At 64.8% G+C, this 16882-nt stretch carries 15 protein-coding genes; 9 read left to right on the top strand and 6 right to left on the bottom strand.

The features are described 5' to 3' along the window. The first annotated feature begins 82 nt into the window (after nucleotides 1-82). Complete coding sequence (locus B2P87_RS17915; protein WP_141891780.1) at nucleotides 83-1147, top strand: A/G-specific adenine glycosylase; 1065 nt, start codon at nucleotides 83-85, stop codon at nucleotides 1145-1147. 84 nt (nucleotides 1148-1231) lie between these two features. Next, nucleotides 1232-2365: an alkane 1-monooxygenase gene (locus B2P87_RS17910; protein WP_141891779.1), complete on the top strand. Its 1134-nt coding sequence runs from the start codon at nucleotides 1232-1234 to the stop codon at nucleotides 2363-2365. A 3-nt stretch (nucleotides 2366-2368) separates the two neighbouring features. Here the strand turns inward: B2P87_RS17910 and B2P87_RS17905 are convergent, their stop codons facing one another. The 4 genes from B2P87_RS17905 to B2P87_RS17890 all read right to left on the bottom strand — a co-directional run bounded on the left by B2P87_RS17905 (nucleotide 2369) and on the right by B2P87_RS17890 (nucleotide 6400). After that, nucleotides 2369-3760 (bottom strand): adenylate/guanylate cyclase domain-containing protein, encoded by a 1392-nt coding sequence (locus B2P87_RS17905; RefSeq protein WP_141891778.1) that lies wholly within the window; start codon nucleotides 3758-3760, stop codon nucleotides 2369-2371. Nucleotides 3761-3950: 190 nt separating this feature from the next. Then, entirely contained in the window at nucleotides 3951-5054 is a 1104-nt protein-coding gene (locus tag B2P87_RS17900) for a site-specific DNA-methyltransferase (protein WP_058285285.1), read from the bottom strand. A gap of 107 nt (nucleotides 5055-5161) precedes the next feature. After that, on the bottom strand, nucleotides 5162-5779 hold the full coding sequence (locus B2P87_RS17895) for a ribonuclease HII (RefSeq protein WP_141891777.1): 618 nt from the start codon (nucleotides 5777-5779) through the stop codon (nucleotides 5162-5164). Nucleotides 5780-5881: 102 nt separating this feature from the next. Continuing rightward, nucleotides 5882-6400, bottom strand: a complete 519-nt coding sequence (locus B2P87_RS17890) for a hypothetical protein (RefSeq protein WP_141891776.1) — start codon at nucleotides 6398-6400, stop codon at nucleotides 5882-5884. 170 nt (nucleotides 6401-6570) lie between these two features. Here B2P87_RS17890 and B2P87_RS17885 point away from each other — a divergent pair, with 170 nt between their 5' ends. The 3 genes from B2P87_RS17885 to B2P87_RS17875 all read left to right on the top strand — a co-directional run bounded on the left by B2P87_RS17885 (nucleotide 6571) and on the right by B2P87_RS17875 (nucleotide 9242). After that, the gene (locus tag B2P87_RS17885; protein ID WP_141892137.1) at nucleotides 6571-6864 is read left to right on the top strand and encodes a hypothetical protein; all 294 of its coding nucleotides are present in this window, start codon (nucleotides 6571-6573) and stop codon (nucleotides 6862-6864) included. Next, complete coding sequence (locus B2P87_RS17880) at nucleotides 6836-7537, top strand: winged helix-turn-helix domain-containing protein (protein ID WP_058285282.1); 702 nt, start codon at nucleotides 6836-6838, stop codon at nucleotides 7535-7537. Before B2P87_RS17885 ends, B2P87_RS17880 begins: the two co-directional genes overlap by 29 nt. Before the next feature lie 130 nt (nucleotides 7538-7667). Further along, complete coding sequence (locus B2P87_RS17875; RefSeq protein WP_141891775.1) at nucleotides 7668-9242, top strand: DUF427 domain-containing protein; 1575 nt, start codon at nucleotides 7668-7670, stop codon at nucleotides 9240-9242. Nucleotides 9243-9425: 183 nt separating this feature from the next. Here B2P87_RS17875 and B2P87_RS17870 read toward each other — a convergent pair whose 3' ends face one another. Both B2P87_RS17870 and B2P87_RS17865 read right to left on the bottom strand, forming a co-directional pair. Next, nucleotides 9426-10460: an ACP S-malonyltransferase gene (locus B2P87_RS17870; protein WP_141891774.1), complete on the bottom strand. Its 1035-nt coding sequence runs from the start codon at nucleotides 10458-10460 to the stop codon at nucleotides 9426-9428. Beyond that, entirely contained in the window at nucleotides 10457-12646 is a 2190-nt protein-coding gene (locus B2P87_RS17865; RefSeq protein WP_141891773.1) for a dehydrogenase E1 component subunit alpha/beta, read from the bottom strand. Before B2P87_RS17865 ends, B2P87_RS17870 begins: the two co-directional genes overlap by 4 nt. 381 nt (nucleotides 12647-13027) lie before the next feature. Between B2P87_RS17865 and B2P87_RS17860 the strand changes: the two genes are divergently transcribed. The 4 genes from B2P87_RS17860 to B2P87_RS17845 all read left to right on the top strand — a co-directional run bounded on the left by B2P87_RS17860 (nucleotide 13028) and on the right by B2P87_RS17845 (nucleotide 16865). After that, nucleotides 13028-14476, top strand: coding sequence for a mannose-1-phosphate guanylyltransferase/mannose-6-phosphate isomerase (locus tag B2P87_RS17860; RefSeq protein WP_141891772.1), 1449 nt, complete (start codon nucleotides 13028-13030; stop codon nucleotides 14474-14476). Between the two features lie 4 nt (nucleotides 14477-14480). Continuing rightward, nucleotides 14481-15575, top strand: coding sequence for a glycosyltransferase (locus tag B2P87_RS17855; protein ID WP_141891771.1), 1095 nt, complete (start codon nucleotides 14481-14483; stop codon nucleotides 15573-15575). A 124-nt stretch (nucleotides 15576-15699) separates the two neighbouring features. Next, nucleotides 15700-15966: a spike base protein, RCAP_Rcc01079 family gene (locus B2P87_RS17850; protein WP_027245290.1), complete on the top strand. Its 267-nt coding sequence runs from the start codon at nucleotides 15700-15702 to the stop codon at nucleotides 15964-15966. After that, nucleotides 15963-16865: a phage head spike fiber domain-containing protein gene (locus tag B2P87_RS17845; RefSeq protein WP_141891769.1), complete on the top strand. Its 903-nt coding sequence runs from the start codon at nucleotides 15963-15965 to the stop codon at nucleotides 16863-16865. The genes B2P87_RS17850 and B2P87_RS17845 overlap by 4 nt, the downstream gene beginning before the upstream one ends. The last annotated feature ends 17 nt before the right edge of the window (nucleotides 16866-16882 follow it).

Here is a 16882-nt window from a genome sequence, read left to right as displayed (position 1 = left end):
TCTAGCTTTTGCTCGACTGCGTACCCTATTGTAAAGAGCCCGAGTACAGGTGCCAGCCTAACCGAATGCCAGGGAATAACGAATGCGTGACTTGAACAGCAATGCAGCGGAGATGAGCGGAGAGCTGCTGGCCTGGTACGATATCCACGCCCGCGAAATGCCGTGGCGCGTCAGCCCAGCAGAGCGCGCCACCGGTATCCGCCCCGATCCTTACAAGGTCTGGCTGAGCGAGGTGATGCTGCAGCAAACCACCGTGGCCGCGGTGCGGGAGTATTTCCTGCGCTTCACCAGCCGCTGGCCGACGGTGCTGGATCTGGCCGCGGCAGAGGACGCCGACGTGATGAGCGAATGGGCAGGCCTTGGCTATTACGCCCGCGCCCGCAACCTGCTGAAATGCGCCCGCACGGTGGCAGGTGAACTGGAGGGCGTCTTTCCCGGCAGCTACGAGGGGCTGCTCAAGCTGCCCGGTATCGGCCCCTATACCGCTGCTGCCATCGCCTCGATCGCCTTCGACCGCCCGGAGACCGTACTGGACGGCAACGTCGAACGGGTGATGTCCCGGCTGCATGACATCCATGATCCGCTGCCCGAGGTGAAACCGGTGCTGAAGGAGCGCGCGGCGGAGCTGACCCCGGCCCGGCGGCCCGGCGACTATGCCCAGGCGGTGATGGATCTGGGCGCCACCATCTGCACCCCCCGCAGCCCGGCCTGCGGCATCTGCCCCTGGCGGGACCCTTGCGCGGCGCGGGTGGCGGGCACGGCCCCTGAGCTGCCCAAGAAGACACCCAAAAAGCCAAAACCCACCCGCTACGGCATCGTTTACCTGGCCGAATCCGCGGCCGGCACCTGGCTGCTGGAACGGCGCCCGGACAAGGGGCTGCTGGGCGGTATGCTGGGCTGGCCGGGGTCGGAGTGGAACGAGGCCCCTGCCCCCAATCCCCCCTTTGCGGCAGACTGGCAGGATCTGGGCGGCGAGGTGCGCCATACTTTCACCCACTTCCACCTGATCCTGCAGGTGATGACGGCGGAGCTGCCAGAAGGGTTCAATCCGGACCCTGCGCAGGAACTGATCCCCCGCCACGGGTTCCGCCCCGCCAGCCTGCCCACGGTGATGCGCAAGGCCTTTGACCTCTACAGGGGGCGTTAGGTCAGGCTGCCTGCCACTTGGGTTTTCAGATCTTTGGGCCTAGGGTCAGCGCAGACGCGCGCTGACTGATTGGGAGACCCCGGCATGATTGCCCCCGAAACCCTTGCCCGCTGGCAAAGCGCCCTGCCATTCTGGATGTCCTTTCTGCTGCTGCCGCTGGTCTGGTTCGGCGCGCTGCAGGGGGGCTGGGCGCTGCTGCTGCCGCCGCTGGTCACCTGGCATCTGTTTGCGGTTCTGGACGGGATGTTCGGGCTTAACCTGGAAAACGCCGATCCCCAGACGCCGGACAGCGATCTGAAGTGGTACAAGGCGCTGACCGCGGCCTGGGTGCCGCTGCAGTTCCTCACGCTGTTCGGGCTGATCTGGTATGTCAGCGGCGCGGAACACCTGAACGGGTTCGAAAAGTTCGCCGCGTTTTTCGGCGTCGGCGTGGTGACCGGCGCTGTCGGCATCAACTACAGCCACGAGCTGATGCACCAGTCCAGCCGGGCCGAGCGCTGGCTGGGGGATATCCTGCTGGCGATGGTGCTCTACTCGCATTTCCGGTCGGAGCATCTGCTGGTGCATCACCGCTATGTCGGCACCCCGCGCGATCCGGTCACTGCGCGCTACAACGAGGGTTTTCACCGCTTCTATCCGCGGGTGCTGCGGCAGTGCTGGCATTCCGCCTTCCGCGCCGAGAAGGAGAAGCTGGCGAAGAAAAACCGCCCCTGGACCGACCGCTCCAACCCGTTCTTCCGCTACTGGGCGCTGCAGGCAGCCATGCTGCTGCTTGCGCTGCTGCTGGGCGGCGTGACCGGCGTGCTGCTGTTCCTGGTGCAGGCAGGCACCGCCATCTGGCAGCTGGAGGTGGTCAACTATGTCGAGCATTACGGGCTGACCCGCAAGCATCTGGGCGATGGCAAGTATGAGCCCGTCCAGCCGCGCCATTCGTGGAATGCGGCGCACAAGGCATCGAACTGGCTGCTGATCAATCTGCAGCGCCATTCTGACCACCATTACAAGCCGAACCGGCGTTTTCCGCTGTTGCAGAATTATACCGAGGCCGACGCACCGCAGCTGCCCTACGGCTACCCGGTGATGACCATCGCCGCGATGATCCCTCCCCTGTGGCGCCGGGTGATGAACCCCCGCGTGCGCCGCTGGCGGCAGCGGTATTACCCCGAAATCACCGACTGGCACGCCTATAACAAGGCCGAGAATCCGCTTCCGCGCTAAGGCTCAGCCCCAGGCCAGCACGGTCATCGGCTGATCCAGCCCGCGCACCTCCTGGCCGGGGTGCCGGGTGGCACCGTCCAGCAGGCCCGGCTCTGCCTGTTCTGCCCTGACCTGCTGCGCCAGCGTTTCACTGACCACGATCCTGGCCTGCAGCGTGCGGGTCAGGCTCTCCAGCCGGGCGGCAACATTCACCGTCATGCCGATCACCGCATATTCCAGCCGGTTGGCGCCGATATCGCCCAGCAGCGCCGCGCCATAGTGGATGCCGATCCCGGCGCGGATCTCCGGCTTGCCCTGGCGGATGCGCTCTGTATTCCACTTTGCCAGCGACGCCCGCATGGCATGGGCACAGGCCAGCGCGTTGCTGGCATCCCGCACCCCCGACACCGGCGTGCCGAAGGTCGCCATCAGCCCGTCGCCCAGGTATTTATCCAGCGTGCCGTGGTGGCGGAACACCTCGCGCTCCATCCGGCCGTGAAATTCGCGCAAGAGATCGATCACCGCCCGCGGCTCCATCCCCGCTGACAGCCGGGTGAAGCCGACGATGTCGATAAACAGCACCGCCACGTTCTCGCTGCGCACCTGTTTCAGCGGCTCGTCGTTCTGCGACAGCTGCTCCACCACGTTGGGCGAAAAGTAGCGCGACAGGTTGGCCCGCTCCCGCGTCAGGCTGGCATTGCGCCGCAGCAGCCCGTTGAACCGGCGCACCGAAAAGCCCAGCGTCACCGCCACCAGCACAAAGACCACCGCCTCCTGCACCCGCAGCCGCACAACAAAACTGTTTGGATCAAAAAACTCCGCCAGTTCCGGACTAAAGCCTAGGGCCGTGTTCACCGCTTCCGAGAGCCCCGGAACCGGGCTGGAGAACCACCACACAAGGGCCAGCGCGCTGAGCCACATCATCGCCGTCCAGGTGCCGATCGCAATCACCGTGCGCCAGGAATAGGCCATGGTGCCAGCCGCAAGGATGATAAAGAAATACTGGAAATTGTCGAACCTGTACTGCATGGCCACCGGTATGACACGGCTGTCGAAGGGGTTGGGCACGACCAGGCCGTAGGTCATGATGAGAAGGTCGAGGAAGATCAGGAAAAGCTCTACCCGCGACCTGCCGACTTTGCCCGCCCGGCTGATGAACCATCCATTGAGGCACAAGAGCGCAAGGATCCCGTGGTAATACAGCACGCTCCAGACCGGGTTCAGGAAGACAATGAAAATCGCAATAATAGGCAGTGCAATCCAGCGGGCCCGCACAGCCAGCTGCAGCCCGCGCCGCTTGTGCGCATCCAGCGCCGCCTCCGCAAACTTGCTTTCGGCGGATGAGGCCCGCTGCAAGCTGCCGCGCTCCGCCGCCTGAACGGCGCTGGTTCCGGACGCAAAGGCGGTATCGGTCATCGGCTTTCCCCCCTGCCCGCGGGCTGCTGCAGTTGCGGCACTTCAGATAACGGCCCGGCACGGCACAGGGAATAGCGCATCGGGCCGCATCAATGCAAAAAACCCCGCCTGGAACAGGCGGGGCAAGGTGTGCGCCTGCGCATGCGCGCAGGCACCTGCAATAGACTGCTGTGTTCGGAACCCGTGGTCTTCAGTTCTGCATCTCGGCCCGGATCTGCTGGCGCAGCACGTCGATCGGCACCGTCTTGCCGTCGCGCTTGAAGCACCAGTAGGTCCAGCCGTTGCAGGACGGCGCATTTTCCAGATGCGCCCCAACCTGATGGATCGAGCCCTTGATGTTGTCGCCGATCAGGGTGCCGTCTGCCCGCACCTTGGCCTTGTGGCGGCGGTTCATCGAATAAAGCTCCTCGCCCGGGCGCAGCATGCCGCGCTCCACCAGCTGGCCGAACGGCACCCGCGGCGCCGCGCGCTTGCTGGCGGAAACCTCCAGCGCCTCGCGGTCGAACTTGCGCACTGCCTTGATCCGCTTTTCCGCCACCTTGCGGTAGGCTTCCTCGCGCTCGATCCCGATGAATTCACGGCCCAGCATCTTGGCCACTGCGCCGGTGGTGCCGGTGCCGAAGAAGGGATCCAGCACCACATCGCCCGGGTTGGTCGCACCAACCAGGATGCGGTGCAGCAGCGATTCCGGCTTCTGCGTCGGGTGCGCCTTGTCGCCGTTCTCGTCCTTCAGCCGCTCGTGGCCGGTGCAGATCGGCAGCACCCAGTCGCTGCGCATCTGGATGCCTTCGTTCAGCGCCTTCAGCGCTTCGTAGTTGAAGGTGTATTTCGCGCCTTCCGACTTCGACGCCCAGATCATCGTCTCATGCGCGTTGGTAAACCGCTTGCCGCGGAAGTTCGGCATCGGGTTCGACTTGCGCCAGATGACGTCGTTCAGCACCCAGTAGCCTTCGTCCTGCAGCAGCGCGCCGACCCGGAAGATGTTGTGGTAGGAGCCGATCACCCAGATCGAGCCGTTCGGCTTCAGCACCCGGCGCGCCGCCTTCAGCCACTCGCGGGTGAACTGGTCATAGGCCGCAAAGCTGGAGAACTGGTCCCAGTGATCGTCCACGGCATCGACCTTGGAGTTGTCGGGGCGGTGCAGCTGGCCTTTCAGCTGCAGATTATAGGGCGGATCCGCGAAGATCAGATCGACCGAATTGGCCGGCAGACTGTTCATCGCCTCGATGCAGTCCCCGCCAATAATCGTGTTTAAAGGGAGCGCTGCCGCGCCCTTTGTCATGGTTTTATTCATTGCTCTGCCTCATAACCGCGGCGCATTTTTGCGCTCATTAGGTTGTCCACAGGATGAGTCATCGCGGATTCGAGGTCAATTTGTTTATTACAACAACGCCTTACGGTTCACTCTTGATACAAGATGTTGTGTACCGGCTTAAAGGAGCGCCGATGATGTGGGGTCACACCCAGTTGAACTAGCGCCTCGCGGTGCTGTTTCGAGGGGTAGCCTGCGTTTTTCTCCCAGCCATATCCGGGGAACTGTTGCGCCAAATCCACCATGATCCGGTCGCGTGCCAGTTTGGCGATGATCGACGCCGCCGCAATCGACAGCGATTTGGCATCCCCCTTGACGACCGCTTCGCAGGGCAAGACCACCCCCTTGGGGATCAGATTGCCGTCGATCAGCAGGTAATCCGGCGCCGGGTCCAGCGCCGCCACCGCGCGCTCCATCGCCAGATGGGAGGCGCGCAAAATATTCAGGGAATCAATCTCTTCCACCGTGGCGTGGGCAATGGCCGTCTGCGCGGAGGACAGGATCAGGCCTTCCAGCGCCGCGCGTTTTTTCAGGCTCAGTTTCTTGGAATCGTTTAGGCCCTCGGGGATCGCGGCACCGTCCAGAACCACTGCCGCGGCCGTCACCGGCCCGGCCAGCGGCCCGCGGCCCACCTCATCCACTCCGGCAATCCTCAGATGCCCCTGGGCAAGGGCGGCGGCTTCTAGGCTGTAGTCTGGCTGTGTCATGCGCCCGACAAAGCCAATGGCCGCCGGTTATGCAAGGGCCGCGGCGAAAAAAGGGGGGGCCGAAGCCCCCCAGTTTGCTGCTGCTCGAATCTGCGCTTTGGCTCAGCGCCGCACCAGCCGGTAGCCGTGGCTGTTCAGGCACCCGGGCTTGTATCCGGTGCGATGGCGCTGGCCGTTCCAGAACGTCACCCGGCAAGACTGCGGCAGCGCCTTGGTGTGGCCATAGCTGCGCTCCAGGCAGCCCTTGCCGACCAGCGGATGAGTGCGGCTGTAGCGCGGGAAGTATTTCAGGCACTGGGACGGCAGGTCATAGCGGCGCACCCGGGGCGGCAGCGGTTTCACATACCTGTCATCACGGCCATAGCCCCGGTAAGTGTGGCCGCCATGGGAATGGTTGTGCGGGGGCTGCGTGTAGTTATGGGTCACCGCATTGTCATCCTTATCCCTTGAATGCTTGATGGCAGCGCCAAGGATTCCCAGCAGCGCCAAGCCGCCGAGGATCTTTGCAACGTCTTCATCGGCGCGGGCGGGGGCCGCCGTGAACCCGGTGATGGCAATGGATGCGGCGACGATCAAAGCAATGAATTTGCGGTGCGGTTGCGGGCGGGATGTCCGGGCCATATCGGGACCTTTCTCAGAAATGGATTGTCGCGCAGCCAATGCGCCTTGATGACCCCAGCCTGCTTCCGCCCGCGCCGGACACGCAATATCGGCCTGTTGTTATCAGATATCAGCCTGCCCAACCCCCTGCGGTTATTGAATTTCACGCCGCAGAACCGCAGGATGCCTTCATGAAACAGCACCTTCTGATTGCCGCTGCCGCGGCCGCCCTTCTGGCGCTTTCCACCCCGGCTCAGGCCGCCGAATGCTTTGCCGATTACAAGGCCAAGCAGGACAATCCCTTGCGTCTGCATTACGGTGTGATCCAGCTTTTAGGCGCCTGCCAGAAACAGGCCGCCCGCAGCGAGATCCAGGCGCGCATCGCGTCCGATGGATGGAAGCTTTTAAATGTCCTGACCGTCTTCGGCCCCGAAGGCCTGCAAGAAAGGAAGGCCAATGCCGGATCCTACTATCTCCGTTTCTGAGGCCCGCGCGGCCGGCAGCAGGGTGATCGCCTTCGGCATTGCCGCCATCGTTGCGCTTTTGGTGATAGCGGGCACGGTGCTGCTGCTGACCCTGCCGGATGCCAATGCGTTCAACGCGCGCGTTGAGCGGCTGTTTGTCGAAAACGACCTGACCGCCCAGGCCGAAATCAAGCTGCTGGAGATCCTGGCCCAGTCCGGCACCGCCTTTGCCGACACGCTGACCAGCTACCGGATGGTGATTTTCGTGCTGCTGGTCTTTGCAACCGCTATGATGGTGGCAGCGCTGGCGGTGCTGGGCATGCTGGTGATGCTGAACCGCCGCATGGCGCAGATTGAACGGTCTGGCATCCAGGTGAATGAACTGCTGATCAGCCGCGATGAAAACACCGTCTATCTGAACAATATGGGGTTCAAGCTGACGCCCGCCGCGATGGAAACCCTGTCGGTCCTGGCCGAGGCCCGGCTGGACGACGACGTGCTGTCGGGGGCCGAGATCGAGGCGGTCATCTCGGGCCGCACTTCAGCCGATTGCGAGGAAGCTGCCGGCGCCACCCGGATCAAGCGGCTGCGGGACACGCTGGGCAATCAGATGGTCAGCGAGCTGCTGGTCAAGAACATCGCCAAGCGCGGGTATGTTCTGGCCATCAGCAAGGATGTGATCCGCATGGTCTGACTCTGCCCGCTCCGGTCCGCTCAACATCACGTGTTGCGCACTGGAATTCCCGCCGGCAGACCCCAGATAGATCAGAACCGGCCAATGCCGGCCGGTCCTGACAGCCGCAGAACAGACAAGGACCTTAAGGATGGATGCACAGGTTCAGACCGGCACCCGCGGATACGGCATTGTCGTCGAGCCGCTGCACGGCCAGGTCACTGCCCGGCGCAATGGCATCATCCTGGCGCAAAGCACCCGTGCCAAGGTGATGTATGAAACCCGCCTGCCCCCGGCGGTCTATTTCCCGGCAGAGGACGTGACCGTCCCGCTCTCCCCCCATACCGCCCTGCAAACCTTCTGCCCGTTCAAGGGCACCGCCAGCTACCGCGACATCCTGCTGCCGGGGGATCGCGTGCCGAACGGTGTCTGGGCCTATGAGGACGCGATGCCCGAGGCCGAGGCGATCTCCGGCCATATCGGTTTCATGCCCGGCGCAGAGGCTGAATTCGACCTGGGCCGGAACACGGTTGAGATGCCGGACTACGGCAATATCTCTGGGCCGGTGATCGACTGGCTGCTGCGCGATGCTTCCTTGCTGGCGACCCCGGAAGAGCTGACCGCCGCCTTGGCGGAGAAACTGGTGGAGCAGGGCATCTACCTCTCCCGCCTCTCGGTCATGGCGTGGTCGCTGCACCCGCTGATCGCGGGCAAGAACTACATCTGGCAAAGGAAGACCGGCGAGGTCACCACCTACGCGCCGTCTTACGAGATCCACGATCACCCGGCCTACCGCAACAGCCCGCTGCGGCATGTGTCCAACGGCTTGGGCGGGGTGCGCCACAGGCTGGACGCCTGCTGCTCCGACGATGCCTTCCCGATCCTCGAAGATCTGCGCAAGGAAGGCGCCACCGATTATGTCGCCATGCCGCTGCGGTTCTCCGACGGGCGCATCAACGTGCTGACCCTGACCAGCGCCCACCCAAACGGATTTTCCACCGCAAACCTCGGGCTGATCTTCGAATGCTCCGGCGTGATCGCGCGGTATTACGAAATCTTCATGCAGCACGAAAACGCCCAGTCGCTCTTGGAAACCTATGTCGGCAAACGCACCGGCGCCCGGGTGCTGGGCGGCGAGATCCGCCGCGGCGACGGTGATGAAATCGACGCCGCCATCATGTTCTGCGACCTGCGCGGCTCCACCCGGCTGGAGGAGCAGCTGGGCCGCCAGGACTATATCGCGCTCTTGAACCAGTTCTTCGAGACCGCCTCGACCATCGTGCATGATCACGGCGGCGAAGTTCTGAAGTTCATCGGCGACGCTGTGCTGGCGGTTTTTCCGGCCGGCAGCGACCCGGAACAGGCCCGCACCCAGGCGCTCAACAGCGCCCGCGCCATCGTGGCCCGGCTGGAGGAGATCGCGGAGGAGGAAGACGGACACCGCTGCGAAGCCGCCATCGGCATCGCCTACGGCCGGGTGACCTATGGCAACGTCGGCTCGCGGGAGCGGCTGGACTTCACCGTGATCGGCCAGGCCGCCAATATCGCGGCGCGGCTGGGCGATTACGGCAAGACGGTCAATCATCCGGTCGTCGTCAGCTGCGACATCCTGAGCGATCCTTCACATGGCATCCCGCTGGGCGCGGTCAGCCTGCACAATGTCTCGCAGCCGGTGACCTGTTTTGCCATCCCCGCCAGGCCCGCACCGCAAGCCGCGGCGGGATAGACGCGGATGAAGATGCGCACCGCAGAAGGGCCGCCGGTGCAACCCTGCCCCTGAACGCCGTCTCATCAGACCCCCTCCCGCCCTGCCCGCAGGGCAGGGCCACGCCCAAGGCTGCTTTGCCGGCATCTTCGATGCAGGCAACAGGCGCGGGAGCTTTCCGCTACCCCGCACCCAACGCCGCATTCAGCCGGTTGCAATCCCGCGCTGCGCCTCGTCGCCCATGAAGACCAGCAGCGGATTCTCCGCCTGACGCGCCTTGAAGGCCGCCTTGCCGGTCATCCCGTTCCAGCCGCAGTGCACCAGCGATTGCGCCACCGCGCCGCCCAGCGTGGTGCCGGGGCCGGTCACGATGAACAGGTCCGGCGCAAACTCATAGGCCGCGTTCTGCACCGCACGGGTGAAATCATAGGGCTCCACCACCTGATGCCCCAGCGTGTAGTCCCAGAGCGCCTGGGTATCCGTGGCCCCCGGCCACCAGATCTGCCCGCGCCCGTCGATCAGCGGCACCTTCGGCTGGGTGAACAGGTCCGCCCCCAGCCGCTTGCGCCCCTCTGCCGCCACCGGCGCCTGCAGCGCGGTGTGGAACGCCGCATGGTTGGCCAGACGCATCGGGAAACGCTCCTCCACCACCGGCACCGCCGCCTCGAACGCCGCCAGCCCGGCCTCGTTCCCGGCCAGCACCAGCAGCCCGCCCAGATCGATCGACAGCGCCAGTTCATGCCCCTCGCGCGCATTGATCCCTGCCACCAGTGCCAGCAGCTCCGCCTTGCGCACGGGATCGTTCTGCCAATCCGGCCCGGCAAAGGGATAGACCAGCTGGCCGCCGATCAGCTGCTCCTGCATCAGGGTGCCCATTGTGTTCACCACCTTGAACCCGTCCGCCGCACTCAGCGCCCCGGCCGCCGCCAGCGCGATGTACCAGCCCATCGAGTTGCCGGTGACCGCAACCACCTCGATATCCTCCACCAGCGACTGCGCATCCGCCAGCGCCGAGGCATAGATCAGCGGCGAGGCGATATCCCCGCGCGAATACTTCGACACGGAGAACCGCGTGGCCCCGTCCAGTGCAGTGACCTCTTCTTGCCCGGCGTCCCGCCGCTGCGCATCAAAACCCGCAAACAGCGCGGCCTTATCCGCGTGGTGGCGGTGCAGATACCCCAGCTCCGCCTTGTTATAGGTGCCCCGTCCAGGGCAGATCAGAACAGCGGTGCGGGTCATTTCTTGCCTCCTGCCAGCGTCAATGCAGCCGCAACGATGCTGTCCTTGGACGGCAGCGTCGCGCCATAGGCGGGTCCGGTTGCGATGAAGCAGTCGCTGGCGGCAATCCTAGCCATGGGGATATCGCTCTGCTCCGCAAACAGCGCCATCAGCGCTTCCGACTGGCTGCCGGTGATGCGGCATTCATCGACGATCAGCACATGCTTGCAGCCCTCGACCGCCTCCAGCAGCGCCGCCTCCGGCAGGGGCGCCAGCCAGCGCAGGTCCACGATCCGCGCCTGCACGCCCTGCGCCGCCAGCTCTGCCTGCGCCTGGGTGGAAAGGTAGCGCCCGTTGCCATAGGTCACGATGGCCAGATCGCTGCCATCCCCATGCACCCCGACCTCACCCAATCCGATGCGCTGGTCCGGCGAGGGGTAGGTCCGCATCCAGCCGCCGTCCTTTGCCTCAAGCAGGTCCCGCATCGGGTAGAGCGCAATCGGTTCGACAAAGACCACCACCCGCTGCTCCTCGCGCGCCAGCCGCACCGCCTCGCGCATCATCATCGCAGCCTCGGCGCCGTCCGACGGGCAGGCAATCACCAGCCCCGGAATATCCCGCAGCACCGCCAGCGAGTTGTCGTTGTGGAAATGGCCGCCAAAGCCCTTCTGGTAGCCCAGCCCGGCAATCCGCAGCACCATCGGGTTCGCAAACTGCCCGTTCGAGAAAAACGGCAAGGTCGCCGCCTCGCCGCGCAGCTGATCCTCGGCGTTGTGCAGATAGGCGAGGAACTGGATTTCCGGGATGGGCAGGAACCCGTTGTGCCCCATGCCGATCGCCAGCCCCAGGATCGACTGCTCATCCAGCAGCGTGTCAATCACCCGGTCCGGCCCGAACCGCTGCTGCAGCTTCTGGCTGACGCCATAGACCCCACCCTTGCGGCCCACATCCTCGCCCATCATGACGATTTCGCGGTGCTCCAGCATCAGATCTGTCAGCGCCCAGTTGATCAGGCGCGACATCGGCTGCGGCTCCTCCATCGCCCGCAGGTCGCTGCCGAATGCCTTAGCGCGTGTCTCGGCACTGGGGCCATTGGTCGGCGCACACTGCCGCTGCGGCGGGATCAGGCTGGCCGCCACATCCGCCGCCGTTTTCAGATGCGGCCGCGTCACCGCTTCCGCCCGGATCCGCTCCACCCGCGCGCAGGTGTCCTGGTAGATCTTCAGCGCGTCCGCAGGGGTCAGCACCCCGGCTTCCTCCAGCAAGCGCACCGAATGCAGCAGCGGATCGTTGGCCTCATCCGCCTCTACCTCGGTCTTGGCCAAGTAGGAGGTCGGCACATCCGCGCCGGCATGGCCGTAAAGCCGCACGGTGCGCAGGTGCAGGAACGCAGGCTTCTTGCGGGTCCTCACATACTCCGCCGCCTCCTGCGCCACCTGAAAGGCGTTGTAGATATCCAGCCCGTCCGCCTTGAAATATTTGATACCGGGGCGATGCGCCATCGAGGCCTCGATCCAGCCTTTCGGCGTCTTGGTCGAAATGCCGATCCCGTTGTCCTCGCAGACGAACAGCAGCGGCAGAGGCACCGCCTGCACCGAGGTCCAGCCCGCCGTGTTGATCGCCCCCTGCGCGGTCGAGTGGTTGGCAGAGGCATCCCCGAAGGAGCACATGACAATCGCATCCTCAGGCAGCACCTGGTGTTCCGGCTGGTGCCGCTTGGCGGCGCCAATGGAATAGGCCGCGCCGACCGCCTTGGGCAGATGCGAGGCGATGGTCGAGGTCTGCGGCGGGATCATCAGCGCCTTGGAGCCCAAGACCTTGTGCCGCCCGCCCGAGGTCGGATCCTCGCTGGAGCAGGCAAAAGACAGCAGCATGTCCCAGGCAATCCGCTGCCCCGGCACCTGATCGGCGCGGGCGATCTGGAAGGCCGCATCCCGGTAATGCAGGAACGCCATGTCGGCCGGGCGCAGGGCGCGGGCCACCGCCGCCATCCCCTCATGCCCGGAGGAGCCGATGGTGTAGAACCCCTCTCCCGCTTTCTGCATCGCCCGGCTGGTCAGATCCAGCGCCCGGCTCAAGACCTGCGCGCGAAAGATGCCTGCAGCCTCCGCCGCGGCAAGCGGCCCTGCGGGCGCGGCGCCTGCAGGCAGGGTCCCGGCCTGAACCCTTTCGAGGAAATTCTGATGCACGATCTGGGCGCGGTCCATGCGGCCTCCTTGGAACACTTGCTGTGTGCAGTTATCCGCGAAACCCCGGTGCAACGCCAATGAGATTGCGTACTGCTGCCATTCCAAAATGGAATGACAGACGGCTGACTCAGTCCGATCCATCACACAACTGGCGGACCAAGCCGGCCCTGGCCGCATAAGCGCTTTCGCCCCCCCCTTCAGCTCGGGCTCCCAACGGAGAGGCCTTTTCCGGCTCAAAGGCTCAGACCGCCGGGACGGCGCCGGCAAGCGGCGGGCGAACACGGCAGCGCCGCTAAACCTATGATGATATTTTGCGCCGCGACTCACCTCGCAGGGTTGTCAGGGCAACGGCCATTTACTAGGACCACGCGTAAGCGAACTTTAATTGAGTATTTTATCATGTTGATTACCCCAATCCTCCTGTGCGGAGGGTCCGGAACCCGCCTGTGGCCGCTGTCGCGCAAAAGCTATCCCAAGCAATTCGTGCCCCTGATGGGGGAAGAGACCCTGTTTCAGGCCTCCGCCCGGCGGCTGTCGGGGCAGACGGATCAGCTCAGGTTTGCCGCGCCGATGGTGCTGACCAATTCCGATTTCCGCTTCATCGTCACCGAGCAGCTGCAGGCCATCGGCATCGACCCCGGCGCCGTCCTGATCGAGCCGGAGGGGCGCAACACCGCGCCTGCCGTGCTGGCCGCGGCCCTGCGCGCCCAGGCCGAAGACCCCGATGCGGTGCTGCTGGTGGCGCCCTCGGACCACGTGGTGCCGGACACCGCAGCCTTCCACGCCGCTGTCGCCAAGGGCCTCGAAGCGGTGGCCCAGGGCCAGATGGTGACCTTTGGCATCACCCCTGCCCATGCCGAAACCGCCTATGGCTATCTGGAGCTTGCTGCCGCGCCAGAGGCCGGGAACGCCCCGGTTCCGCTTAAGCAGTTTGTCGAAAAACCCGATGCCGCGCGCGCCGCTGAAATGCTGGCAGCGGGCAACTTCAAATGGAACGCGGGGATCTTCCTGTTCCGCGCCGCGGATGTCATCGCCGCCTTCAAAACACATGCGCCGGCGCTGATGGAGCCGGTGCAGGCAGCGCTGGATCAGGCCAAGACAGACCTCGGCTTTCTGCGCCTGGCGGCAGAGCCCTGGAGCCGTGCCGAGGACATCTCCATTGACTATGCGGTGATGGAAAAGGCCGAAAACCTCTCAGTCGTGCCTTTTGACGCGGCCTGGTCGGACCTTGGCGGCTGGGATGCGGTCTGGCGCGAAAGCGGCCCGGACGCAACCGGCGTTGTCACCAGCGGCGGCGCCACCGCGATTGACTGCCGGGACACGCTCCTGCGTGCCGACAGCGAACGGCTGGAGGTTGTCGGCATCGGGCTGGACGGCATAATAGCGGTGGCGATGAATGACGCGGTGCTGGTTGCCGACAAATCCCGCGCCCAGGATGTGAAAAAGGCCCTTACCGCGCTGAAGCAAAAGGGCGCGGCTCAGGCCACCCAGTTCCCCAAGGACCACCGCCCCTGGGGCTGGTTCGAGAGCCTGGTGGTTGGCGACCGGTTCCAGGTCAAGCGGATCCAGGTGCATCCCGGCGCGTCGCTGTCACTGCAAAGCCACCTGCACCGCTCTGAGCACTGGATCGTGGTGAAGGGCACTGCCAAGGTAACGGTGAATGACGAGGTGAAACTGGTGACGGAAAACCAAAGCGTCTACGTCCCGCTTGGCGCCGTCCACCGGATGGAAAACCCCGGCAAGGTGCCGATGGTGCTGATCGAGGTTCAGACCGGCGCCTATGTCGGCGAGGACGACATTGTGCGCTATGAAGATGTCTACGCGCGGGGACAGGGCGAAAAGGGCTGAGTCTGTGAAAGTCGCCATTGTTCATTACTGGCTCGTCGGCATGCGCGGCGGGGAGAAGGTTCTTGAAGCTCTGCTGGACCTTTACCCGGATGCAGTGATCGTCACGCATGTCTACGACCCCGCCCAGGTCAGCAGCCGGGTCCGCCGCCATGAGGTGCGCGAAACCTTCATCGGCAGGCTGCCGGGCGCAAAGAAGCATTACCAGAAGTACCTGCCGCTGATGCCGCTGGCGCTGGAGCTTATGGACATGCAGGAGTTCGATCTGGTCATTTCCAGCGAATCCGGGCCGGCCAAGGGCGTTATCGTGCGCCCTGATGCGGTCCACATCAGCTATTGCCATTCGCCGATGCGCTACATCTGGGACCATTACCACGTGTACCGGGCGCGTGCAGGGCGGCTGGCCCGGCTGATGATGCCGCTGGCCGCCCACAGGCTGCGGATCTGGGATGTCACCACGGCCGCGCGTGTCGATCATTTCATCGCCAATTCCTCCTTCATCGCCAAGCGCATCGAAAAGTTCTACCGGCGCGAGGCCGAGGTGATCTTTCCGCCGGTGGACACCGCGGAGTTTGCGGTTTCCCCGGAAGTCGGCGGCCACTACCTGCTGGCCGGGGAAATGGTTTCCTACAAGCGGGCGGATCTGGCAGTGGAGGCGTTCAACGCCTCCGGGCGCAAGCTGGTGGTGGTCGGCGACGGGGAGATGAGGGAGGCGCTGGAGCGCAAATCCGGCCCCAACATCACCTTCCTGGGCCGGGTGCCCTTTGCCGAACTCAAGCAGCAGTTTGCAACCTGCAAGGCGCTTGTCTTCCCCGGGGAGGAGGATTTCGGCATCATCCCGGTCGAGGTCATGGCCTGCGGCCGCCCGGTGATCGCCTACGGGCGCGGCGGCGCGCTGGATACGGTGATCGAGGGGGTGAGCGGGGTTCTGTTCCACGAGCAGACCGCGGACGCCCTGAACGAAGCCATCTCCCGGTTCGAGGAGGAGCCGGGCCTGGTTGCCGGCCCTGAAGCAATCCGCGAGCTGGCAAAGGGGTTTGATACAGCCGTTTTCAAAGAAAAATTCTCTGCATTTGCGGCGCGGGCACTGGACAGAGCCTGACGCGCGCCGGCGCCGGGCCGCAAGGGTTGAGACGGGGTTAACGGGGCGTGCGCAGGCCTAGGGGGACTTTCATCCCTATGCCTTACCGTCTTGGCGGAACAAAACAGCTGATGAGGCCAGTCCGATGACCAACCCTTTTGACAACCGTGTGCCCGCGCTCTCCGGCCCCGCCCGCGACATTGCGCCGGTCGTCCCGTCCGATACCGTGGACCTGCCGGATGTCGCGATTGCGCTTTATGCCGAAACCGGCGGCGCGGTGACCCTGACCACCGTCCGGGGACAGCAGCGGACCGTCCAGGTCGCCGATTTCTCGATCCTGCCGGTCGGCACCGTCAGGGTTCATGCCACCGGCACCACCGCCGCAGGCATCCACGCGATGGTGCTGGCATGAAACTGCTGACCGATCTCTCCGTCACCGCGCGCCGCCACCGTCCGGCGGCGGCCCCTGCCCTGCTGCTCGACTTCGCCCGGCAGGCCTACCGGGCGGCAGGCGTGCCTGTGCCGCTGTCCTCGGTGCTGAATTTCAGCCGCGCCTCTGCCGCCGTCCGCGGGACCGCAGGCGGCCTGCTGGAAACGGCCGGGCCGGACGTGCTGCGCCTGGACCATGCCTTTGGCTCCGGGGCCTTCCGCGGCGCGCTGTTTGAACCGGCGGCCACCAACCTGCTGAGCCATTCCAGCGATTTCACCCAGAGCGCCTGGTCCGGATACGCCGCCAAGCCTGCGGTCACCGGCGGCCAGGACGCGCCGGACGGAAGCCTGACCGCGATGACGTGGAACTGCAGCGCCACCACCGGCGGTGCCGGCGGCCAGCGCGGCGGCATCCTGGTTGTTGGCGGCAGTGTCTCCGGCGTTGCCACCGCCAGCGTCTGGCTGCGCGCCAGCGCGCCGCTGGGGATGCGCTTCGGCCATTCGGACGGCACCTCAAAGGCCATCACCGTGACCCCGGAGTGGCAGCGTTTCAGCTACACCAATGTGCTGCCCAACACCCAGAACCGGGTTTTCATGCTGTATGAGGATGTGAACGCGGACACCGACGTCTTCATCTGGGGCGCGCAGGTGGAACTGGGCGGCAGCGCCAGTTCATACATCAGCACGGGCGCCAGCCCCACCGCCCGCAGCGCCGACCAGCCCGGCCTGACCGGGATCAGCGGCACCTTTGATGTGACCATCACCTATGATGATGATAGTCAGGATAAACTGGCCGGAGAGACGGTGAGCGAAGGCTGGTGGCCCGCGCTGTCACGGCCCTGGGTGAAGAAACTGGTGGTGGGAAAAGAGGCTGGAAGGTAGGTTCCGGCATCTGGTTC

The organism is Leisingera sp. UBA4491 (genome assembly GCF_002388965.1).
GTDB lineage: Bacteria > Pseudomonadota > Alphaproteobacteria > Rhodobacterales > Rhodobacteraceae > Leisingera > Leisingera aquaemixtae.
The sequence above is the reverse complement of the archived record's forward strand: the minus strand, read 5'-3'. Positions and strand labels throughout refer to the sequence as shown.